Raw genomic sequence first — 20,985 nt, 5'->3', positions numbered from 1 at the left:
TCGAGTTCCGGGCCCCGGGCCTACTGCTATTTCTTCAGTAGCGGGGACAGGATTTGAACCTGCGACCTCTGGGTTATGAGCCCAGCGAGCTACCGAGCTGCTCCACCCCGCGTCGGTGAACACGACAGTACGTGTTTTCCCCGGCGGTGGGAAATCGGTTTGCCGGGCCGGTTCCGGCCGAGGCCCGGCTAGGCCGTACGAGCGCGCACCGCTTCCGCCAACTGCCCCATGAATTGGGCCACTTCACCCGGCCCGGCGAGCAACAGGTCCGCCCGCTCGGCGAGTTCGGGCACGGCGGTGCCGCTGCACACCAGCAGTCCGGGGATCCCGTCGGAGCGGAGCTTCTCGACGGTGGCGTACGCGGGGAGGTCACCGAGGTCGTCGCCCGCGTAGACGACGCTGTGCGCGCCGATCTCCCGTACGTACTCGGCGAGGGCCACTCCCTTGTCCACTCCCGGCGGCCTCAACTCCAGTACCAGGCGCCCCGGTTCGAGGATCAGCCCGTGCCGGGCGGCCAGCTCCGCGAGCGGGGTGCGCAGTGCCTCGAAGGCGGCCTGCGGGTCACCGGCCCGGCGGGTGTGGACCGCGACGGCCTGCCCCTTCTCCTCGATCCAGGTGCCGTGCCAGGCACCGTGGGCGTCCAGGACGCCGGGGAGTTCGGCGCGGGCGGCGGCGATGCCGGGGTGCGGGGCGGGTGCCCGGACGGTGCCGGTGACCGCGTCCCAGCGCTCGGCCCCGTAGTGCCCGAGCACGACGAGGTGCTCCAGCCCGGGGACTCCGGCGAAGCCGCCGTACCGTACGGCCACCCCGGCAGGCCGGCCGGTCACGATCGCCACGCTGGCGACCCTCGGCGCGAGGGCCGCCAGGGCGGGGACGGCTGCCCGGTGGGCGCGGGCCTGCTCCGGGTCCGGCACGATCTCGGCGAGCGTTCCGTCGAAGTCGAGGGCCACCAGGGCGCGTTGGGGCGCGGAGAGGAGGGCGGCGAGGGCATCGCGGCCGCTTTCGGTGGACGGTTCGAAAAGGGTCCCCATGCCGTTGACCCTACCCGTCGGCCGCCGCCTCGGCTAAGCCTCTCAGGGGGTCAGGATCACGCTGCGGGAGAGGTTGCGGGGGTGGTCGGGGTCGAAGCCCTTGGCCTCCGCCAGGACCACCGCGAGGCGCTGGGCGCGGATCAGGTCCGCCATCGGGTCGGCGGTCGGGTGGGCGATCACCGTGCCGCCGACATTGGCGACGTCACCCGCGAGGCCGTCGGGCAGCGTGCCGAACATCCAGGCCACCCGGTTGGGGCCGGTGATCGAGATCGGGCCGTGCCGGTACTCCATCGCCGGGTAGGACTCGGTCCACGCCCCGGCCGCCTCGCGCATCTTCAGTCCGGCCTCCTGGGCGAGGCCGTACGTCCAGCCGCGCCCGAGGAAGGTCCACTGCTCGGCGCCGACCACGGCCTCCGCCAGCGGCTCGCTGATCGCCAGCTCGGCGTCCACCGCCGCCGCCTCGACCGTCTTCACGCCGTCGGCCAGCGGGCCCGTGTGCTCAAGTCCGGCACGCAGGAAGGCGAGCGCGGTCGTCGCGAAACGGGTCTGGACCACCGACTCCTCGTCCGCCCAGTCCAGTACGGCGACGACGTCCGCCGCGTCCATGACGGGGGTCTTGGGGTCGCCGGTGAGGGCGAGCGTCGGCACCTTGCCCCGTACCTCCGACAGCAGGGCGAGCACCTCGCTGGTGGTGCCGGAGCGAGTGATTGCCACCACACGGTCGTAGGTCCGGCCGGTCGGGAACTCCGACGACGCGAAGGCGTCCGTCTCGCCCTGGCCGGAGGCCTCGCGCAGCGCCGCGTACGCCATCGCCATGAACCAGGAGGTGCCGCAGCCGGTGACCGCGACGCGCTCACCAGGCAGGGGAAGGCCCTCGAAGCCGGTCGCGTACTCGGCGGCGCGCCGCCAACAGGTGGGCTGGGTGGCAATCTCAACTGCGGTGCGGGACATGCGCGACGACTCCTCAAGTACACAAATCGGGCGTGGTGCGGACGTGCGGACCTCTGATGACCTTGGTCCCGCTCTGCTTAGCAGCCCGTACGCGATTTGCGGAAGGTGTTGCACAAGAGATACCCAAGTGGTGTAGACCTCGCGGTCGCGCATCGGGGAAAATCGCAACTCATACGGACAAGTGCGTAGGTGGGACAGGGACGGCCTCACAAAGGCCCCCTTACCCCTCACGCAGAACACGCATCAAACTGGGCAAAAAGGGTGGACGGGCTGTGCAGCGGCGCTACTTGGGTCTGACCGCGGCAATAGCCGCACTCGCTATGGCAACGACCGTCACGGGTTGCGGCAGCATCGGCATCGGCGGCTCCGACGAGGTGACCCTCAAGTTCGTCGCGGCGGACTACAACATCGACGGCGGCGACGGCACCAAGAAGTACTGGAACAACGTCGCCCGCGCCTTCGAGGCGAAGAACCCCAAGGTCAAGATCGACGTCCAGATCTACTCGTGGGACGACGTGGACCGCAAGGTCAGCGAGATGGTCAAGGCCAAGGACGCCCCCGACATCGCCCAGATCGGCGCGTACGCCGACTACGTCGCCTCCGACAAGCTCTACAGCGTCGACGAGCTGCTCTCCATCCCCACCCAGGCCAATTTCCTCAACCCGCTCGCCAAGGCGGGCGAGGTGAACCTGCGGCAGTACGGGATGCCCTTCGTCGGCAGCACCCGGCTGATGTTCTACAACAAGGACCTCTTCGAGAAGGCCGGCATCCCGCGCGCCCCGAAGACCTGGGACGACATCGCCACCGACGCGAAGGCGCTCAAGGAAGAGGGCGTGAAGTACCCGTTCGCGCTGCCGTTCGGCCCGGAGGAGGCGCAGGCCGAGACCATGAACTGGATGCTGTCGGCCGGCTCCGGCTACACCGACGACATCGGCTCGTACTCGATCAACTCCGCCGACAACATCAGCGCCTTCAACTTCCTCAAGGACAAGCTGGTCTCCCCCGGTCTGACCGGGCCCGTCGCCCCCGGCAAGCTCAACCGCAAGGCCGCCTTCGAGGCCTTCGCGAAGGGCGAGGTCGGCATGGTCAACGGCCACCCGTCGCTGATGAAGCAGGCCGAGAAGAACGGCGTGAAGTACGAGATGATCCCGCTGCCCAGCTCGGACGGCACCGCCAAGCCGTCGATGGGTGTCGCGGACTGGATGATGGGCTTCAAGCAGAACGGCCACCGCGCGGAGATCGGCAGGTTCCTCGACTTCGCGTACAACGACGAGAACGTGCTGGCCTTCGCCGACGAGTTCGACCTCCAGCCGGTGACCATCTCGGCGACGGACAAGATGGCCACGGACGGCAAGCACGACAAGACCCGCAAGTTCCTGGACGCGATGCCGACGTCGCAGCTGTACCCGGTGGGCAAGACGTCCTGGGCGAAGGTCAGCGAGAACATCAAGCAGCAGATCGGCAAGACGGTGGAGCCGGGGAACACGCCGGGCGGGGTGCTGGGCGTTCTGCACCGGGAAGCCGTGGCGACGGACAGCGCCCAATAAACTGGCGCGCATGTCGCACGAGGACGAGGCCCCGACCACGGACCCTGCCGAACTGTCCCCCCGCGAGCTCGCGGTACTCGCCGTGGAACGGCAGGGGTGGTCCGGGCCCGGAGCCAAGGAGCGGGCGATCCGCGAGCAGCTCGGCATGTCGCCGACCCGCTACTACCAGCTCCTGAACGCCCTGCTGGACGACGTCCGCGCCGAGTCCCACGACCCCATCACCATCCACCGCCTCCGCCGCCTCCGCCACTCCCACCGCTCCCACCACTAACCCCCTCGGGCGGCGGTGCCGCCCCGACCCCCTAGCTCCCTTGGGCGGCGGGGCCGCACCCGTTACCCCGCCCCCTTGGGCGGCGGGGCCGCCCCTACCCCCGAGCCCCCTTGGGCGGCGGGGCCGCCCCCGGGGGCGGAACGGGCGGGCAAGGGGGCGGCCCCCGGCGGAGCCGCACCTTCGGGCCCCGCCCCAGCTCCGCCTTGGCCCCCGCTCCACACACGAGTGGTCCGCTGCGCGGGGCTTCACCCCACCCCGCCCCTTCCCGAAACCGGGGCTCCGCCCCGGACCCCGGGCCCGTGCGGGCGGGCAGGGGGTGGGTGGGTTGCCGGGGCTCTGCCCCGGACCCCGGGCCCGTGCGGGCGGGCGGGGTGGGGTGGGCTGCCGGGGCTGCGCCCCGGGCCCCGGGTGGCAGCCCGGTTGGGGTGGGTGGGGGAGGTGCGGGTCGAGTGTGGCTGGTCGCGCAGTTCCCCGCGCCCCTAAAGGGGCGCACCCCCGCGCGGGGGTGGGCGGGGACGCGGTACCCCTGCGAGAGGGGCTGGTCGTGTTCGTGCGGTGGAGCCGTGCAGTGGCGCAGCTCCGCGCGCCCGGCGGGGGCTGCGTGGTAGGGGACGGAATGGTGAGGTTTCCGGGGAGTCGGGCCGGGGGTGACGGGGAGTGGACTAGACCTGTCCGGGGTTGACGGGCGACACTGGGGCCGTGAAACACGTCATCGCCCTCGATGTGGGCGGCACCGGAATGAAGGCCGCCCTGGTCGGCGCCGACGGCACGCTCCTCCACGAGGCCCGCCGCCCCACCGGCCGAGAGCGCGGCGCGGACGCGGTCGTCGAGACGATCCTCGGATTCGCGGAGGATCTGCGCGCCCACGGCGAGGAGCACTACGGCGAGAGCGCGTCCGCCGTCGGCGTGGCCGTCCCCGGCATCGTCGACGCCGAGAACGGCATCGCCCTCTACGCCGCCAACCTCGGCTGGAGCAAGGTCCCGCTGCGCGCCCTGATCGGCGAGCGCCTCAGCGGCCCCGACCGCCCCCCGGTCCCCGTCGCCCTCGGCCACGACGTGCGTACCGGCGGCCTCGCCGAGGGCCGCATCGGCGCCGGCAAGGGTGCCGACCGCTTCCTCTTCGTACCCCTGGGAACCGGAATCGCGGGTGCCATCGGCATCGACGGCACCATCGAGGCCGGTGCCCACGCCGGTGCGGGCGAGATCGGCCACGTCGTGGTGCGCCCCGGCGGCGTCCACTGCGGCTGCGGCCAGCGCGGCTGTCTGGAGCGCTACGCCTCCGCCTCCGCCGTGTCCGAGGCCTGGGCCGAGGCCTCCGGCGACCCGGCGGCCGACGCCGCCGACTGCGCCAAGGCCGTCGAGAGCGGCGACGAGAAGGCGGTCGCCGTCTGGCACGCCGCCATCGACGCCCTCGCCGACGGACTGGTCACCGCGCTCACCCTGCTCGACCCCCGGACGATCATCGTCGGTGGCGGTCTTGCCGAGGCCGGTGAAACCCTGTTCGTACCGCTGCGTGCGGCGGTCGAGGAACGCGTCACGTTCCAGAGCCTGCCGACGATCGTGCCGGCCGCGCTCGGCGACACGGCGGGCTGCCTGGGGGCGGGCCTCCTCGCCTGGGACCTGCTCGCGACGTACAACGACAGCACCACACGTACCCCCCACCCCACCATGCGCAACGACGTCATGGACACCACGGAGGTATCCGACTGATGGCCAGCAGCAAGGTCCAGGTCCTGTCCGGCGCCAAGGTGGTGCTCCCCACCGGCACCGTCGACGGCGGCCGGGTCATCGTCGACGGTACGAAGATCGCGGGAGCGCTCCCCGACGGCACGGCCCCGGAGGCAGCCGCACTCGACCTGTCGGGCCACTGGATCGTCCCCGGCTTCGTCGACATGCACGTGCACGGCGGCGGCGGCGCCTCCTTCACCTCCGGTACGCCCGAGGAGGTGCTCCAGGGCATCCGGACGCACCGCGAGCACGGCACGACCACCATGGTCGCCTCCATGGTCACCGGCGAGATGGACTTCCTGGCCTCCCGCGCCTCGCTCCTCGCCGAGATCGTCCAGCAGGGCGACCTCGCGGGCATCCACTTCGAGGGCCCGTTCATCTCGCCGTGCCGCAAGGGCGCGCACAGCGAGGCGCTGCTGCGCGACCCCGACCCGGCGGACGTCCGCAAGCTGATGGACGCGGCGCACGGCACGGCGAAGATGTTCACGCTGGCCACGGAGATGACCGGCGGCATCGACTCCGTACGGCTGCTCGCCGAGCACGGCGTGATCGCCGCCATCGGCCACACCGACGCCACGTACGAGCAGACCGTCGAGGCCATCGACGCGGGCGCCACCGTCGCCACCCACCTCTTCAACGCGATGCCGCCCATCGGGCACCGCGACCCCGGCCCGATCGTCGCCCTCCTGGAGGACGAGCGGGTCACCATCGAGCTGATCAACGACGGCACCCACCTCCACCCCGCCTCCTTCCAGCTCGCGTACCACCACGCCGGCGCGCCCCGCGTCGCGCTGATCACCGACGCGATGGACGCGGCGGGCTTCGGCGACGGGCAGTACCAGCTCGGCCCGCTCGCGGTGGAGGTGCGCGACGGGGTCGCACGCCTCGCCGAGGGCGGCTCGATCGCGGGCTCGACGCTCACGCTGGACACCGCGTTCCGCCGCTCGGTCACCGTCGACGGGCTGCCGGTCGAGGACGCCGTACGGTCCCTGTCGGCGAACCCGGCACGGCTGCTCGGCGTCGACGACAGGGTCGGCTCCCTGGAGCCCGGCAAGGACGCGGACCTCGTCGTGCTCGACGCGGACTTCGCGATCGCGGGCGTGATGCGCAAGGGCGAATGGGTGACTGCGCCCCAAGTAGGCTGATTTACGCCCGAATTGCTCTACCGAATTGATACGAAGTGGCTGGCCCTGCCCCCTGGGCCAGCCACTTTCTTTTTGGCATGATCCCCCTGGTAGGAAGTATGGAAAGCGCTTACTGGGGGTGAACGCGGATCGTGTCCGAGGACTCTGTGGACACTGTGAACTCTGTGGGCCCGGTGGACCCGGTGGACCCCGTGATCCTGACGGTCACGTTGAACACCGCACTCGACCTCACGCACCACGTCACTCAACTGGTGCCGCACACGTCCCACCGAGTCACCTCGGTCACCGAACGCCCCGGCGGCAAGGGGCTCAACGTGGCCCGCGTACTGGCGGCCCTGGGACACCGGACGGTCGTGACGGGTTTCGTGGGCGGACCGACGGGAGAGGTCCTGCGCGGACTGCTCGCCTCGGCCGGGTCTGCCACCGGCGCTTCCCCCGGCTCCGTCACCGACGCCCTCGTCCCCGTCTCCGGCAACACCCGCCGCACCCTCGCCGTCGTCGACGAGTCCACCGGTGACACCACCCAGCTCAACGAGCCAGGACCGGCGGTCACCCCCGACGAGTGGGACGCCTTCCTCTCCTCGTACGACCAACTCCTGCGCGGCGCACGGGCGGTGGCCCTCTGCGGCAGCCTGCCGCCCGGCATCCACGTGGGTGCGTACGCCGACCTGATCCGGCGCGCCCGCACGGCCGGCGTCCCCGTCCTGCTCGACACCAGCGGCGAACCGCTGCGCCGGGGCATCGCCGCCCGCCCCGACCTGATCAAGCCCAACCTGGACGAGCTGGCCCAGCTCACCGGCTCCCGCGAACCGCTGACCGCCTCGGCCGACGCCCGCCGCCGGGGCGCCCACACGGTGATCGCCTCCCTCGGCCCGGACGGGATCCTCGCCGCCACCGAGTCGGGCGTCTGGCAGGCGGTCCCCCCGGCCCCCGTCAAGGGCAACCCGACCGGCGCCGGGGACTCGGCCGTGGCGGCACTCCTGTCCGGCCTGGTCGACGACCTCCCCTGGCCGGACCGGCTCACCCGCGCGGTGGCTCTCTCGGCGGCCACCGTCGCCGCCCCGACGGCGGGCGACTTCGACCGCGCGACGTACGAGTCCCTGCTCCCCCAGGTGAAGGTCACCGCCCTCCACCCACCAGGCACCCCCTAGGGCGTGTCCCCGCCCTGCCCCGTCCTCCGAGGATTGGTAAGTCCGCATGCCGCTCGTCAACACCGGCGACCTCGTCTCGGCCGCCGCCGCCGAACACCGCGCCCTCGCCGCCTTCAACGTCATCACCCTGGAGCACGCCGAGGCGATAGCTACCGGTGCCGAGCGGGCCGGCAACGCCCCCGCCGTGCTCCAGATCTCCGAGAACGCCGTCAGGTTCCACGGCGGCAACGTCCTCGCCATCGCCGCCTCGGCCGCCGCCGTCGCCCGCTCCTCGGCCGCCCCGCTCTCCCTCCACCTCGACCACGTCGTCTCGGTGGACCTGCTGCACGCCGCCCACGAGGCCGGTTTCAGCTCCGCGATGTTCGACGCCTCGAAGCTCTCCTACGACGAGAACGTCAAGGCGACCGCCGAAGCCGTCCGCTGGGGCCACGAGCGCGGCATCTGGATCGAGGCCGAACTCGGCAAGGTCGGCGGCAAGGACGGCGAGGCCCCGCTCGACGCCCACACCCCGGGTGTAAGGACCGACCCCCAGGAGGCCGCCGCTTACGTCGCCGCCACCGGGGTCGACGCCCTCGCCGTCGCGGTCGGCTCCTCGCACGCCATGACGGAGCGCACCGCCGCCCTCGACCACGCCCTGATCGCCGAACTGCGCGAAGCCGTCCCGGTCCCGCTGGTCCTGCACGGCTCCTCGGGCGTTCCGGACGACGAGATCCGCCGCGCCGTCACCGCGGGCATGGTCAAGATCAACGTCGGTACGGCCCTCAACACGGCCTTCACCGGCGCGGTCCGCACCTTCCTGGAGGCCCACCCCTCCACGGTCGACCCGCGCAAGTACCTCGTCCCGGGCCGCGAGGCGATGGCGGCGACGGTCACGCACTTCCTGCGGACGATCGCCTGACGGTCACCGGCTTTGGCCGGTCGCCCCCATACGCACGAGTGCCCCGCCGGAAACCTCTTCCGGCGGGGCACTCCGCGTCAGATCGCACTCGCGTCGGGCGGTCGTCGCGCTGCTAGCGCTTGTGCCCCTCGGCCAGCGACACCTGGTCCAAGTTGGCCTCGCAGCCCGTCGGGCAGGAGATGACGAAGGTGTTGTCCCCCGCCTTGAGGTCCACGTAGGAGTAGGTCTTCTGCCACCCCTTCTCCCAGTCACCCGCCGGACTGCCGCCGAAGTTCTTCATGCTGACGCCGGTCCCGTGCGGCTTGCCGTTGACCGCGAGGTCGGCGTGGGCGTCCTTGCCCGGGATTCCGTAGTCCACGTACAGCGTGTACGCCCCGGCCTTGGGCACCTTGACCGTCCAGGTCGCCGAGGACCCCGGGGCCGACATCGGCACGTAGGCGCCGCTCTCGGACTTGGAGCCCTTGACCGTCTTGTCCGTCGACAGCCCCGGCGACAGCGTCAGCTCGCCCGCCTGCGCCTTCGGCAGCTCGGCCGGCTCCTCCGGGTCCTTGGTCGGCTCCTTCGACGGCGAGGGCGCCTGGGACTGGTTCGTACCACCGCCGGTGGTCTCGCCGCCCGCCTGGTTGCCCTTCTTGTCGTCGCCCTTGCCGAAGTACAGCGCGGCCCCGATGCCTATCACCACGGCGGCGACCACCGCGAGGGCGCCGATCAGCAGCCCACGGGTGTTCGGGCCGCGTCCGCGTCCGCCACCGTGGCCCTGGTCACCGTGGTACCCGGGGGCCTGCCTCGGCGGGACACCGCCGGGCTGGGTCTCGGGGGCCGCGTAGTGGGCGTTGGGCTGCCCGTACTGCGGCTGTCCCTGCTGCTGCGGGAACGCCTGGGTGGCCTGCTGGCCGCCCTGCTGCCCCTGCTGCCCGTACTGCCGCTCTCCGACCGCCCGCACCTGGTTGTACGACGTCCTGGGGACCCCGCGCTGCGAGCTCGGGCCCGGGTAGCCGTAGCCGCCGCCCGAGCTCGGCGGCTGGGCGCCCGCCGCACGTCCGTCCTCGTAGAGGTAACCGAACGGGTCGTCGTCCTCAGGCGTGCCCGTGCCGTTGTTCCCGGCCGTCATCCCAGCGTCACTCCTCACCATGTTCGCCAGCGTCGCCGACCGGGCGAGCCTACCTGCTGCGTGTGAAGGCATTCCGGGACGTTGAACACAGCACCTACTGCACCACCCGTTCCCGCAGGGGGTCGCGCGGGGCTCAGCCGGCCCGTCGGTGCGGCTTCGACCGCGACCGCTTTTCGATGTACATCCGCTGGTCGGCGGATTGCAGCACCTCGTCGACCGTCATCCCGCACTCGGCCCATCCGATGCCGAAACTGGCCCCTACCCGGACCGCCCGCCCGTCCACCCGGATCGGCGGAATGATGGCGTTACGGAGACGGACGGCGAGGTCCGCGGCGTCCGCGCTGCCCAGACCGTCCGCGAGCACCACGAACTCGTCGCCGCCGAGCCGGGCGACCGTGTCCCCGTCCCGGACGCAGGTGGTCAGGCGGCGGGCGACCTCGATCAGCACCGCGTCGCCCGCGCCGTGGCCGAAGCGGTCGTTGATGGACTTGAAGCCGTCGAGGTCGCAGAAGAGGACGGCCAGGCCCTTGGTCCCGTCGTCCGCGTACCCGTCGTTCCCGGCGCCCCCCTCGGGCGGCGCCACCATGTGCACGTGGTGGTCGTAGAAGCCGGGGTCGCCCTCGCCCATCGGGTCGCCGTAGAAGCCGTCGTCGTACGTCACCCCGGCGTCGTACGCCCCGTCGTAGGCGGCGTCCAGGGCCTCCACGGCCGTCGCGCGCACCGCGTGCGGCCGGCGGCACAGCCGGGCGCTGAGGCGGGCGCGGAGCTCCGCGCTGTTGGGCAGGCCGGTGAGGGAGTCGTGGGAGGCGCGGTGCGCGAGGTGCAGTTCGTGGCGCTTGCGCTCCTCGATGTCCTCGACGTGGGTGAGGAGGAAGCGCGGGCCGTCGGCGGTGTCGGCGACCACGGAGTTGCGCAGCGAGACCCAGACGAAGGTGCCGTCGCGGCGCTGGAGGCGGAGCTCGGCGCGGCCGCCCTCCGCCGACGTGCGCAGCAGCGTACCCACGTCCTCGTGGTGGACGAGGTCGGCGAAGGAGAAGCGGCGCATGGCGGAGGCGGGGCGGCCCAGGAGGCGGCACAGGGCGTCGTTGGTGCGCAGCAGGCGGCCGTGCTGGTCGCCGCCCATCTCGGCGATGGCCATGCCGGACGGCGCGTACTCGAAGGCCTGCCGGAACGACTCCTCGCTGGCGCGCAGGGCCTGCTGCTCGCGCTCCAGGCGGACCAGGGCGCGCTGCATGTTGGAGCGGAGGCGGGCGTTGGTGATCGCGATGGCGGCCTGGGAGGCGTACATCGTGAGGGCTTCCTGGCCCCACGCGCCGGGCCGCCGTCCGCCGCGCGGCCGGTCGACGGAGATCACGCCGATCAGCTCGCCCTCGCCGCCGGAGGCGTACATCGGCGCGTACAGCCGGTCGCTGGGGTGCCATTCGTCGGCGAAGCGCGGGTCGGGGCCCTCGGTGTGCCACTGGGGTACGTCGTCCTCCATCAGCACCCAGCCCTCGGTGTGCGGGATGAAGTGGAGGTTGCCCCAGCGCTCGCCCATGGAGAGGCGGCGCTCCCAGGAGTTGCGGGAGCCGACGCGGCCGGTGATGAGGGCTTCGGCGGCGGTGTTCCCGGCGAAGGCGGCGACGACGAGGTCGCCGTCGGGGCGTACGAGGTTCACACAGGCGAGCTCGTAACCGAGTCCGGCGACGATGCCGTCGGCGACGGCCTGCACGGTGTCCGACAGGCTGCGTGCCGTGTTGAGATCAGCGACCACCCGGTGCAGTTGCCGCAGGGTCGCAAGGCGGACGTACGGCTCCGACTCGGCCTCCATGACCCGCTCCCCGAGACCTCGACAGCAACGACAGCAACTCCAGGCTTCTCATCGTCCGATTGCCACCGCCACTGAATCACAGCGCGCTGCCCTCTCGGTACACAGGGTCAACAATTACTCCCGTCTGTGACTCAAGTCACAAGCTCTTAACGGAAGTTGATGTATGACACGTGGGAGCGCTCCCGTACTGCTCAAAGCGCCTGCGTGGCCGAAAACGGGCGCCGAGCGGAGGGTTTTGGCCGGAGGACCTAGGTCCTGTCTGGTCCCTATGTCCGATGTGGCGGAGGCATGGTGACGCCTAGCGTTGATCAGGTGTTCCAGACGACAGAAGCCACCCCGGAAACCACCCCTCAGGGGCCCCTCCCTTCACCTCCGCCGTCGCTGATCCCGCATCCTGTGGGGGTGAGCAATGACGAGTTCCGCGCGGCGATGGCCCGTTTCACGGCGGGCGTGACGCTGGTGACGGCGCACGACGCGGACGGCGGGCCGCGCGGTGAGGACGTCGGGATGACGGCCACCGCGTTCATGTCGGTGTCGCTGGACCCGCCCCTGGTGATGGTTTCCGTCCGCAACGGCTCCCGGATGGACGACCTGCTCGCCGAGCAGCCCCTGTGGGCGGTCTCCCTCCTCTCGGAGAGCCAGCGCCACATCGCGGGCCGCTTCGCGATGAAGGGCAGACTGAGCGACCGGCTGCTCTTCGAGGACGTGGCGTGGAAACGGGGCGAGATCTCGGGCGCACCACTGATCGGCGGATCCCTGGCAACGGTCGAATGCCGAACGGAACAACGGGTCGAAGCCGGCGACCACACCCTGGTAATCGGCCGAGTCCTCGCGGTCGACCTACCGAGCGCGGACGGCGGCCCGCTCACCTACTTCAGGGGCAAATACAGACAACTGGCGTGACCCCTCGGGCGGCGGGGCATACCGCCGCTCCCTTGGGCGGCGGGGCCGCCCCCCGGGGGCGGAACGGGCGGGCAAGGGGGCGGCCCCCGGCGGAACCGAACCCCCCGCCCCCGCCCCACCCCCGCCATGGCCCCAACCCCCGACCCGCCAGCTCAGTCCCAGCCCCGCCCCGCCCGTCCCCCCTTGGTCTGGCTGCGCTGCTTCTTCTCCCGCAGCCGCCGCTCATTGATCCCCCGCGGAATCTTCGTCGCCCGCCGCGGCTTGGGCGGCGGCGCACTCGCCTCCGCGAGCAGCGCGGCCAGCCTCACCGCCGCCGTCTCGCGATTCCGCCACTGCGACCGATGCTCGGACGCCCGTACGGAAACCACCCCGTCGACCAGCCGCCCGGCCAACCGCTCCAGCGCCCGCGCCTTCCACACCTCCGGCAGCGCTTCCGTCTTCCCGAGGTCGAAACGCAGCTCCACCTGGGAGTCCGAGGTGTTGACGTGCTGCCCACCCGGCCCCGAGGACCTGGAGAAACGCCACATGAGCTCCGCCTCGGGAAGGGAGACGGAGCCGCGGATGATGTAGGGCCCGGACATGTGTCCATAGTCCCCGCTCGCACCACCCCGAGTCACACCGTTTTCGGGACCTCACCGCACACCCGGGCAAAGAAAGTAAAGAAAGCCGGAACTCGGCGGGCCCCTGTCCGCGTTAGAGGTGGTGACGGTAGCTTCGGCACTCGCACCGAAGCCCGCACACCACGAGGAAAGGGACATCCCATGGCAGTCAGCCTCAGCAAGGGCGGCAACGTCTCGCTCACCAAGGAGGCCCCGGGCCTGACCGCCGTAACGGTCGGTCTCGGCTGGGACGTCCGCACGACGACGGGCACCGAGTTCGACCTCGACGCCTCCGCCATCGCGGTGAACCCCGCGGGCAAGGTCTACTCCGACGCCCACTTCGTCTTCTTCAACAACAAGGCGACCCCGGACCAGACCATCGTCCACACCGGCGACAACCGCAGCGGTGAGGGCGAGGGCGACGACGAGCAGATCAACATCAACCTCGCGGGCCTGCCCGCCGATGTCGACAAGATCGTCTTCCCGGTCTCGATCTACGACGCGGAGTCCCGCTCGCAGAACTTCGGCCAGGTCCGCAACGCCTTCATCCGCATCATCAACCAGGCCGGCGGCGCCGAGATCGCCCGCTACGACCTGAGCGAGGACGCCGCCACCGAGACCGCCATGGTCTTCGGCGAGCTGTACCGCAACGGTGCGGAGTGGAAGTTCCGCGCAGTCGGCCAGGGCTACGCCTCCGGCCTGACGGGCATCGCCCAGGACTTCGGCGTCAACGTCTAAGTTCCCCAGCGTGTTGAGGAAGCCCCTGGCCGGGTGCATACGGCCGGGGGCTTTCCCCGTTCCTACCCGTGAACCTCTGCGAGCCGTCGCCGCCGAAGAGTGTCCCGCAACCGCCGCGCCTTCCCGTGCACGACCTCGGCGGGCAGCCCACTCGTCGTCTCCGGCACATACGGCTGACTACGGCAAGGCCGACACAGCCCACCGGGCAGCGCCGCTGCGGGCCCCGGCGCCCCACACTCGACGCACTCCATGATCCGCACCCCCTGCCGGGGCGCGGGCAACGGCGGCGGCAGATCCCTGACCAGCTTCGACTGCACATAGCCGAACGGACTGCGCACCTCCCTGGGCACCAACTGCCCGAGCACGGTCATCAGCCGGTCCTCCGACGCCCCGCGCCGAAACCACTCGGCAGCGTACGGGACGAGCTCGTGACAGGCGTTCTCCGACAGGGTCAGCTGCGGCACCTGATGCGAAAGCCGGGCCAGCGCCTCGTAGGCCCGCTCCTCCGGCCGCTCGACCACCACCTCGGGGTGGTCCTCGGTGCTCTCGCCCCGCACCATGGACTGCCACCAGGCGTCCGCCCGCGCGGTCCGCGAGAAATAGGTCCGCTGCACCCACCGCACGGTGTCGTCCGCACCCCACAACGGCTCCCGGAAGCGCCGCAGATGCCCTGCATCGGCGAGGTGACGCAGCGCGGTGGCGACGGCGGCCTGCCCGTACGCGGCGATCTCCCGGGCCAGCATCTTGATACTGATGTCCGCCCCGTCGGGCAACCGGTCGATGTACCCGGCGATGGCCGCTTCCCGCACGGGCAAATGTCCGAAGTCCCCCCGATGACGGGCCTCTTGATGCGGCGCGGACTGCTTCCCGAACCCGGGAGTGGCCATCGGGTGGGCGGGCGCGTGCAGGGCAGGACTAAGCTGGTCAACAGCCATGGGGATCGCTCCTACGATCTCGGTGGTCAGGCCCTCGCCAGGTGTGCAACCACCTGCGGGGGCCGTTCTGTTGTCACGCACCGTACACGCCCGCAACACGTGGTCGCGACACGATCACAAAATGTCATCTCGCTTGCAGGCCAAGCAAGTTGATGCCCCACACACGCACCACGCGCGCGCCCGCGACGCGCGAGGTACGTACGCACGGTGGAGTGGAAAGGCAGGTAACACCCCACCACCCATTCCTCAGAGAAAACGTCTCGACCCTCGGCACCCGAAGCTCAAAATCAAGGACGAGCCACCTTCGCGGTCTGCGTGGTGAGGCGTTTGCGGCTGTTGTCGATCCAGCGCTGAGCGGCCTCGTAGCCCTGAGCCTTGTACTCGATACCTTGGAGCAGGCTCTCCAACTTGTCAGGCGGACAGATCGCCCTCGGGACGTGTGACCCGTTGTTGATGGGACAGCCAGCCGACGAGTTCTCGTGCGCAAGCATCTGGCCTTCGGCCGTTTACGGTCGGTCGCGGCTCGCAGCACATCAGCTGGCCAGACCGGTAAAGGGCTGCTGCCGCAGACCCTCACCCACGTGACCGCGCGGACGACACCAGAAATCCGCTGCCCGTGACCAGGCTGATCCCGATCACGGCCGACTCGGGTACGCCGTCATCAGCGCGATGTCCCTCCGCGGCACCCGCGGCACCCACGGCCCGTAGCCGAACCGGCCAGGAGTTCGTGCTGAAGATCGTTCACGGGCTGCCTCCAGCACGCCACACCTCCTCCGTAACTTCGACAGAACCGATCCATGAACGGCAAGTACTGGTCAAAGAGTTGTGAGGTTTTTGTCAGCGCGTGAACAACTCCGGCACTCGGGTGTCACTCTCACATCGCTCAGCCTCTAACCCCCCACGGATCGAGTGATGGAGAGCGCATGACCCCCCACGTTTCACGCAAGAGCTCTGCCCGCACCCACACCAAGCGTGCCGCCGCCCTGGCGGCCGCCGCGGCGATGGTTGTCGTCGGCGTACAGGCCGGGACCGCCACCGCCGCACCGGAGCAGGCGCAGGCGGCGGGCCCCGCGGCCTCCGTCTCCGCAGCTGCCGCCGCCGTACGGGCGGAAAGCATCAAGTCCGCGCAGGCCGAGGCCGCTTCGGCTGCCAGAACCCTTGGCCTCGACGCCGCCGAGAAGCTCGTCGTCCGCGATGTCATCAAGGACGCCGACGGGACCGTGCACACCCGTTACGAGCGTACGTACGCCGGACTGCCCGTCCTCGGTGGTGACCTCGTCACCCACGTAGCCAAGGGCGGCAAGCTCAAGGGCGTCGACAAGGCCACGGACGCGAAGATAGCCGTGCCGACCACCACGCCGAAGCTCAAGGCCGCGGCCGGTGCCCGCAAGGTCGTCTTCGCGGTCAGCGGCAAGCCCACCCTCGCCTTCGAGACCGTGAAGACCGGGGTGAAGAAGGACGGCACGCCCAGCCGTCTGCACACCATCACCGACGCCAACACCGGCAAGAAGCTCTACTCGTACGACGAGATCCAGGACGGCATCAAGGCCGGAGCCGCCGCCCCGCAGGCTGCCGCCAAGGGCGGCAAGGGCGCACCGGTCAAGGCCGGCAGCGGCGCCAGCATGTACAGCGGCGAGGTCCCGCTGACCACCACCAAGGGCGGCTCGGGCTTCGAGCTGACCGACGGCGAGCGCGGCGGCCACAAGACGTACGACCTGAAGGGCGGCCAGTCCGGCCAGGGCACCCTCTTCACCGACGCCGACGACAAGTGGGGCAACGGCAAGGCCGACGACGCCCAGACCGCCGGTGTCGACGCCGCCTACGGCGCCGCCATGACCTGGGACTTCTACAAGGCGGAGCTCGGCCGCAACGGCATCGCCGGTGACGGCAAGGCCGCCTACTCCCGCGTTCACTACGGCAAGGCGTACGTCAACGCCTTCTGGGACGACAGCTGCTTCTGCATGACGTACGGGGACGGGATCGAGAACACCCACCCCCTGACCGCCATCGACGTGGCCGGCCACGAGATGACCCACGGCCTGACCGCCGCGACCGCCAACCTGGAGTACGCGGGCGAGTCCGGCGGCCTCAACGAGGCGACCTCCGACATCCTCGGCACCGCCGTGGAGTTCTTCGCGAAGAACAAGGAGGACGTCGGCGACTACCTCATCGGCGAGAAGATCGACATCAACGGTGACGGCTCGCCGCTGCGCTACATGGACAAGCCCAGCAAGGACGGCCAGTCGCTCGACTACTGGGACGAGAAGGCCGGGGACGTGGATGTCCACTACTCCTCCGGCATCGCCAACCACTTCTTCTACCTGCTGGCCGAGGGCAGCGGCGCCAAGGAGATCAACGGCGTGAAGTACGACTCGCCCACCAAGGACGGGTCCAAGGTCACCGGCATCGGCCAGGACAAGGCCTACAAGATCTGGTACAAGGCGCTGTCGACCTACATGACCTCGACGACCGACTACAAGGCCGCCCGCGAGGCGACCCTGAAGGCGGCGACCGACCTGTACGGGGCGGACGGTGTCGAGGCCAAGGCAGTGGCGGCGGCCTGGACCGGCGTCAACGTCAAGTAGTTGGCGGTTTTCACAAGTAGCCTTTACTCGCTGGGAGTTGGCGGCTTTTCGTCGCCGTAGAGCCAGACCTCCCAGATGTCCGACAGGTCCTCCTCCGTCTGCTCGTCCACGTACTTGGTGAAGTCCGCCGTGGACGCGTTGGAGTGGCGGTGGGTGGCGGCCCAGCCTTGAATGATTTCGAGGAAGGGTTCGTCGCCCACCGCCTTTCGGATTTTGTGCAGCACCATGGCGCCCCGGCCGTAGACCGGGTCGGCCGAGATGTACCTGGGGCTCGGCGGTGCGGCGGGCGGGAAGGCCCAGTTGGGTGCGTACGCGAAGGCTTCCTCGAACCGCTCCTGGGCGGTGTCGCCCCCGTGGTCCTCGTCCCACAGCCACTCCGCGTACTCCGCGAAGCTCTCGTTGAGCCACATGTCCCGCCAGGTCTTCGGCGAGACCGAGTTGCCGAACCACTGGTGGGCCAGCTCGTGCAGTTGCGCGCCCTCCAGCGAGCCGGGGCTGTCGGTGACCCCGGAGTAGACCGGTTTGGTCTGGCTCTCCAGTGCGTACCCCACATCGCCCTTGCGGAGAACGACCGAACCGATCGAGTCGTACGGGTACGGACCGAAGTTCAGCACGCACCACTCCATCAAGTCCGGGATCTCGCGCCGCAGTTGGCTGCTCTTCGCGTCGAGGGACTCCTCCGCCGCCGCGTACACCGGAACCTTCCGCACCGGCGTCTCCTCGTCCGCCGCGAGCTCGGCGACCGCCTCCCCCTGCCACACCTTGAACCTGCCCACCGCGAGCATCGCGAGATAGCTCGCCATCGGCTCGCGCATCTGCCAGTCGAAGGTGGTCCGGCCGTTCTCGGTGCGGGGCGGGGTCTTCAACTCGCCGTTGGAGAGAGCGCTTTGGCCCTCCGGGACAGTGACCTTGATGTCGTACGTGGCCTTGTCCGACGGGTGGTTGTTGCCCGGGAACCAGGCCATCGAGCCACTGGGCTCGCCCACCGCGACCGACACCTTGCCGTCCTCGGAGCGCAGCCAGCCCTCCTGGTCGGAGTCGCTGTTGGTGAGCCGGGGCGGGGTGCCGGAGTAGCGCACGACCGTCTTGAACGTCTCGCCCGCACGAAGGTCCCGCCTGGGCCGCAGGGTCAGCTCGCTGCCGGCCTGGTTGGCGGCGGCCTTCTCGCCCTCGACCGTCGCGCTCTCGACCTTCAGTCCGGTCAGGTCGAGGTTGAACGCGCTCAGGCCCTGGGTTGCCTTGGCGGTGATCTCTGCCGTGCCCTTGAGGTGGTGGGCGGCGGGGTCGTAGTCGAGGGTGAGTGCGTAGTGCGAGACGTCGTAGCCGCCGTTGCCGAGCCGGGGGAAGAGGGGGTCCCGCAGGCCGTGGGCGCCGGCGGTGCCGGTGACGGTGCCGGGGGCGTCCTGGGTGCAGGAGGTGGCGGCCAGGGTCAGGACCAGGGCCAGGGCGCCGCGGAGGAGGGTGGGGCGCGAGCGACTCGTAACCAGCATTTGAGGATCCTATTGGGCGCCTCTGGGGTGTTACGTGGCGAGGCCGGGGGGGGTGGGCGGGCCAGGGTGGGGAGGGGGGCCAGGGTGGGGCCGTGGCGGAGGTGGGGCGGGGGCGAGGGTTCGGCTCCGCCGGGGGCCGCCCCCTTGCCCGCCCGTTCCGCCCCCGGGGGGGCGGCCCCGCCGCCCAAGGGGGCGGGGGCGTAGCGGCCCCCGCCGCCCAAGGGGGCTCGGGGGTAGGGGCGGCGGCGCCGCCCAAGGGGGCGGGGGCGGCCGCGCCGCTCAAGGGGGTGGGGGTGGGTCAGAGGATCGCGATTCCCAGGGGGCGGACTCCTGCCGGGAGTTTCTTCTTGGTGGCTGACTTCAGGTCCACGATCGTGATTCCGTCCCAGGAGCCGTCGCGCGTGAATCCACCCGTGACGTACGCCGTACGCCCGTCCCGGGACACCGCCACGTCCTCGTGCGGTCCGTCGAGCGGAATGACCCGCTCCGAGCCATCAGGTGCCCGCACCGTCAGCGACGGGTCCTCGTCGTCGCCCCCGATCGGTCCCGTCCCGACCACCAGCAGCGTCCCGTCCGGAGTGATCGTGGTCCCGTGCTGATGCGTATTGGCGGTCATCTTCTCGACGGCCACCCGCCCACTACGAGGGTCGAGCACGGCAAGCCGCTCCCCCTCGAAGGGCAGCAACAGCTTCCCGTCCGACGCCCGCACAGCGGCATAGTGCGGCTTCAGCCACGAGCCGAGACCGCCCTCCGTACCGTACGGAGCGACCTCCATCCGACGCCCGCGCAGCTCACCGCCGGAACCGGAGACGTCGACCGCCGTGACGTCGTACGAGTCGTGGCCCGTCGCGTACACCTCACGCCCATCGGCGGAGACGTCCACGTCGAAGGGCCGCATTCCGACCCCGACCGTGTCGACGACCCGCCGCGACGAGGTGTCGATGACCTCCAACACGCCTTTCTCGTCAGGGACGTTGACACCCACGTACGCACGCTTGCCGTCGGGCGAGAGCGCGATGCCCATGCCGCCCGCCCGGTACTCGCCCATCGTGGCGGGCCCGTCCGCCTTCGTCTCGTACGCGATCCGTCCGAGGCTCTCGCGGGTACGGGTGTCCACCACGGCGACCCCCTCGGCCGTGGCCACCCAGGCACGCCCGTCCGCTCCGACGGCCAGCCCGTACGGGGCGGTGCCGACCTCGACCGAGTCGACGGGGCCCTTCGCCGGGTCGACGAAGGTGACCGTGTCCGCGTCGAAGTCGGCGACGAGGAGGGTGCCGGAGGGAGTGGGCGTGAGAGCAGGGGCGGAAGGGGTGACAGTGGCGGAACGCGGGCCCTCGGGCGCGGACTCGGCGGCACCGGCACAGGCGGTGAGCGCCGTGATCCCGACGAGGGCGAAGGCGGGCAGAGCGAGAAGACGCTTCCCGGAGCTCTTCCCGGAGTTCCTGTTCATGTCCGTGCCTTCCTCAGCAGCGCGGCAATCGCATCGAAGCCGCGGCGTTCGGCGTGTGCCAGGGGGGTCGCGCCGTCCTTGTCCGCGAGGTCGGGGACGGCTCCCGCCGCGAGCAGGAGTTCCACGATCTCCTGGTGCGGACGGCCGCCGTCGCCGAGGATCACGGCCTCCAACAGGGCTGTCCAGCCAAGCCTGTTGACGTGGTTCACATCGATGTCGGTCTCGGCGAGAACGGCCCGTACGTACTCGACGTGACCGCGCTCGCTCGCCGGGATCACGGAGATCCCGCCGAACCTGTTGCACACGGTCAGGTCGGGGTGAGCGGGCAGCAGCACGCGCATCATGGCGACGCTGCCCGTCCCCCCCGTGACCAGCCATGCACTGTCCTCGCGCCGGTCCTGTGCGTCAGGATCGGCCCCGGCCGCCACCAGCAGCCGGGCGGCCTCCACATGACTGCCGAGCGAGGCGAGCAGCAGCGGCGAACGCAGCTCCTCGTCGCGCGACTCGACCCGTGCACCGTCCCTGAGCGCTTCCCGTACCCCGTCGGCGTCGCCGGTGCGGGCGGCGTCGAGCAGACGACGGTCGGCGGTCGGGGCGTGGGCGGCGGTTCGGGAACCGGCGCCGGTACCGGTGTCAGTCATG

General features: G+C 70.8%; 18 protein-coding genes, 1 tRNA gene and 1 pseudogene. 9 read left to right on the top strand and 11 right to left on the bottom strand.

The annotated features are described in order from the left end of the window. Positions 1–38 precede the first annotated feature (38 nt). The 3 genes from ACZ5PB_RS37020 to ACZ5PB_RS37010 all read right to left on the bottom strand — a co-directional run bounded on the left by ACZ5PB_RS37020 (position 39) and on the right by ACZ5PB_RS37010 (position 1,982). Positions 39–112 (bottom strand) — tRNA-Met (locus ACZ5PB_RS37020). 76 nt (positions 113–188) lie between these two features. Continuing rightward, positions 189–1,031 (bottom strand): trehalose-phosphatase, encoded by an 843-nt coding sequence (gene otsB / locus ACZ5PB_RS37015; protein WP_468697414.1) that lies wholly within the window; start codon positions 1,029–1,031, stop codon positions 189–191. A gap of 42 nt (positions 1,032–1,073) precedes the next feature. Beyond that, the gene (locus ACZ5PB_RS37010) at positions 1,074–1,982 is read right to left on the bottom strand and encodes an SIS domain-containing protein (protein WP_468697413.1); all 909 of its coding nucleotides are present in this window, start codon (positions 1,980–1,982) and stop codon (positions 1,074–1,076) included. 320 nt (positions 1,983–2,302) lie between these two features. Between ACZ5PB_RS37010 and ACZ5PB_RS37005 the strand changes: the two genes are divergently transcribed. From ACZ5PB_RS37005 to ACZ5PB_RS36980, 6 genes are all read left to right on the top strand, one after another. Next, on the top strand, positions 2,303–3,529 hold the full coding sequence (locus tag ACZ5PB_RS37005; protein WP_468697411.1) for an ABC transporter substrate-binding protein: 1,227 nt from the start codon (positions 2,303–2,305) through the stop codon (positions 3,527–3,529). Between the two features lie 10 nt (positions 3,530–3,539). Next, positions 3,540–3,800 carry a DUF3263 domain-containing protein gene (locus ACZ5PB_RS37000; RefSeq protein ID WP_468697409.1) on the top strand — a complete coding sequence of 87 codons (261 nt, stop codon included), beginning with the start codon at positions 3,540–3,542 and terminating at the stop codon, positions 3,798–3,800. Positions 3,801–4,499: 699 nt separating this feature from the next. Continuing rightward, positions 4,500–5,510, top strand: coding sequence for an ROK family protein (locus tag ACZ5PB_RS36995; protein WP_468697407.1), 1,011 nt, complete (start codon positions 4,500–4,502; stop codon positions 5,508–5,510). After that, positions 5,510–6,673, top strand: a complete 1,164-nt coding sequence (gene nagA, locus ACZ5PB_RS36990) for an N-acetylglucosamine-6-phosphate deacetylase (protein ID WP_468697406.1) — start codon at positions 5,510–5,512, stop codon at positions 6,671–6,673. The genes ACZ5PB_RS36995 and nagA overlap by 1 nt, the downstream gene beginning before the upstream one ends. A 191-nt stretch (positions 6,674–6,864) precedes the next feature. Continuing rightward, positions 6,865–7,824 (top strand): 1-phosphofructokinase family hexose kinase, encoded by a 960-nt coding sequence (locus ACZ5PB_RS36985; protein WP_468697464.1) that lies wholly within the window; start codon positions 6,865–6,867, stop codon positions 7,822–7,824. Between the two features lie 46 nt (positions 7,825–7,870). Further along, positions 7,871–8,722 (top strand): class II fructose-bisphosphate aldolase, encoded by an 852-nt coding sequence (locus tag ACZ5PB_RS36980; protein ID WP_468697404.1) that lies wholly within the window; start codon positions 7,871–7,873, stop codon positions 8,720–8,722. A gap of 112 nt (positions 8,723–8,834) precedes the next feature. On the opposite strand, the gene ACZ5PB_RS36975 is transcribed toward ACZ5PB_RS36980, so the two are convergent. Together ACZ5PB_RS36975 and cdgB are read right to left on the bottom strand one after the other, a co-directional pair. Further along, the gene (locus ACZ5PB_RS36975; RefSeq protein ID WP_468697402.1) at positions 8,835–9,833 is read right to left on the bottom strand and encodes a carbohydrate-binding protein; all 999 of its coding nucleotides are present in this window, start codon (positions 9,831–9,833) and stop codon (positions 8,835–8,837) included. Between the two features lie 133 nt (positions 9,834–9,966). Continuing rightward, positions 9,967–11,643 (bottom strand): diguanylate cyclase CdgB, encoded by a 1,677-nt coding sequence (cdgB, locus tag ACZ5PB_RS36970; RefSeq protein ID WP_468697400.1) that lies wholly within the window; start codon positions 11,641–11,643, stop codon positions 9,967–9,969. A gap of 402 nt (positions 11,644–12,045) precedes the next feature. On the opposite strand from cdgB, the gene ACZ5PB_RS36965 reads away from it, so the two are divergent. Further along, positions 12,046–12,546, top strand: a complete 501-nt coding sequence (locus ACZ5PB_RS36965) for a flavin reductase family protein (protein ID WP_468697399.1) — start codon at positions 12,046–12,048, stop codon at positions 12,544–12,546. Between the two features lie 152 nt (positions 12,547–12,698). Here the strand turns inward: ACZ5PB_RS36965 and arfB are convergent, their stop codons facing one another. After that, positions 12,699–13,127, bottom strand: a complete 429-nt coding sequence (gene arfB / locus ACZ5PB_RS36960; protein ID WP_468697398.1) for an alternative ribosome rescue aminoacyl-tRNA hydrolase ArfB — start codon at positions 13,125–13,127, stop codon at positions 12,699–12,701. Positions 13,128–13,307: 180 nt separating this feature from the next. On the opposite strand from arfB, the gene ACZ5PB_RS36955 reads away from it, so the two are divergent. Beyond that, a complete protein-coding gene (locus ACZ5PB_RS36955; protein ID WP_468697397.1) occupies positions 13,308–13,883 on the top strand; it encodes a TerD family protein in 576 nt (191 codons plus the stop codon). A 62-nt stretch (positions 13,884–13,945) separates the two neighbouring features. Here the strand turns inward: ACZ5PB_RS36955 and ACZ5PB_RS36950 are convergent, their stop codons facing one another. After that, positions 13,946–14,818: a hypothetical protein gene (locus ACZ5PB_RS36950; protein ID WP_468697395.1), complete on the bottom strand. Its 873-nt coding sequence runs from the start codon at positions 14,816–14,818 to the stop codon at positions 13,946–13,948. 305 nt (positions 14,819–15,123) lie between these two features. Further along, positions 15,124–15,237, bottom strand: a pseudogene (locus ACZ5PB_RS36945) (HD domain-containing protein); the annotation flags it as partial. 504 nt (positions 15,238–15,741) lie between these two features. Between ACZ5PB_RS36945 and ACZ5PB_RS36940 the strand changes: the two are divergent. Continuing rightward, on the top strand, positions 15,742–17,403 hold the full coding sequence (locus ACZ5PB_RS36940) for a M4 family metallopeptidase (protein WP_468697393.1): 1,662 nt from the start codon (positions 15,742–15,744) through the stop codon (positions 17,401–17,403). Positions 17,404–17,426: 23 nt separating this feature from the next. Here the strand turns inward: ACZ5PB_RS36940 and ACZ5PB_RS36935 are convergent, their stop codons facing one another. The 3 genes from ACZ5PB_RS36935 to ACZ5PB_RS36925 form a co-directional block, all read right to left on the bottom strand. After that, positions 17,427–18,893, bottom strand: a complete 1,467-nt coding sequence (locus tag ACZ5PB_RS36935) for a M1 family metallopeptidase (protein WP_468697392.1) — start codon at positions 18,891–18,893, stop codon at positions 17,427–17,429. Between the two features lie 298 nt (positions 18,894–19,191). Continuing rightward, entirely contained in the window at positions 19,192–20,343 is a 1,152-nt protein-coding gene (locus ACZ5PB_RS36930) for a YncE family protein (protein ID WP_468697391.1), read from the bottom strand. Continuing rightward, positions 20,340–20,984 carry an ankyrin repeat domain-containing protein gene (locus ACZ5PB_RS36925; RefSeq protein WP_468697389.1) on the bottom strand — a complete coding sequence of 215 codons (645 nt, stop codon included), beginning with the start codon at positions 20,982–20,984 and terminating at the stop codon, positions 20,340–20,342. The genes ACZ5PB_RS36930 and ACZ5PB_RS36925 overlap by 4 nt, the downstream gene beginning before the upstream one ends. Position 20,985 lies beyond the last annotated feature (1 nt).

It is taken from the genome of Streptomyces sp. NPDC032721 (assembly GCF_055579625.1).
This window is presented reverse-complemented; position numbering and strand designations above follow the sequence as displayed.

Excerpts from the sequence above, each read along its gene's own strand:
- otsB (WP_468697414.1), bottom strand. The coding sequence starts at position 1,031 with ATGGGGACCCTTTTCGAACCGTCCACCGAAAGCGGCCGCGATGCCCTC.
- ACZ5PB_RS37010 (WP_468697413.1), bottom strand. The coding sequence starts at position 1,982 with ATGTCCCGCACCGCAGTTGAGATTGCCACCCAGCCCACCTGTTGGCGG.
- ACZ5PB_RS37005 (WP_468697411.1), top strand. The coding sequence starts at position 2,303 with ATGGCAACGACCGTCACGGGTTGCGGCAGCATCGGCATCGGCGGCTCC.
- ACZ5PB_RS37000 (WP_468697409.1), top strand. The coding sequence starts at position 3,540 with ATGTCGCACGAGGACGAGGCCCCGACCACGGACCCTGCCGAACTGTCC.
- nagA (WP_468697406.1), top strand. The coding sequence starts at position 5,510 with ATGGCCAGCAGCAAGGTCCAGGTCCTGTCCGGCGCCAAGGTGGTGCTC.
- ACZ5PB_RS36980 (WP_468697404.1), top strand. The coding sequence starts at position 7,871 with ATGCCGCTCGTCAACACCGGCGACCTCGTCTCGGCCGCCGCCGCCGAA.
- ACZ5PB_RS36975 (WP_468697402.1), bottom strand. The coding sequence starts at position 9,833 with ATGACGGCCGGGAACAACGGCACGGGCACGCCTGAGGACGACGACCCG.
- cdgB (WP_468697400.1), bottom strand. The coding sequence starts at position 11,643 with ATGGAGGCCGAGTCGGAGCCGTACGTCCGCCTTGCGACCCTGCGGCAA.
- arfB (WP_468697398.1), bottom strand. The coding sequence starts at position 13,127 with ATGTCCGGGCCCTACATCATCCGCGGCTCCGTCTCCCTTCCCGAGGCG.
- ACZ5PB_RS36955 (WP_468697397.1), top strand. The coding sequence starts at position 13,308 with ATGGCAGTCAGCCTCAGCAAGGGCGGCAACGTCTCGCTCACCAAGGAG.
- ACZ5PB_RS36950 (WP_468697395.1), bottom strand. The coding sequence starts at position 14,818 with ATGGCTGTTGACCAGCTTAGTCCTGCCCTGCACGCGCCCGCCCACCCG.
- ACZ5PB_RS36940 (WP_468697393.1), top strand. The coding sequence starts at position 15,742 with ATGACCCCCCACGTTTCACGCAAGAGCTCTGCCCGCACCCACACCAAG.
- ACZ5PB_RS36935 (WP_468697392.1), bottom strand. The coding sequence starts at position 18,893 with ATGCTGGTTACGAGTCGCTCGCGCCCCACCCTCCTCCGCGGCGCCCTG.
- ACZ5PB_RS36930 (WP_468697391.1), bottom strand. The coding sequence starts at position 20,343 with ATGAACAGGAACTCCGGGAAGAGCTCCGGGAAGCGTCTTCTCGCTCTG.
- ACZ5PB_RS36925 (WP_468697389.1), bottom strand. The coding sequence starts at position 20,984 with ATGACTGACACCGGTACCGGCGCCGGTTCCCGAACCGCCGCCCACGCC.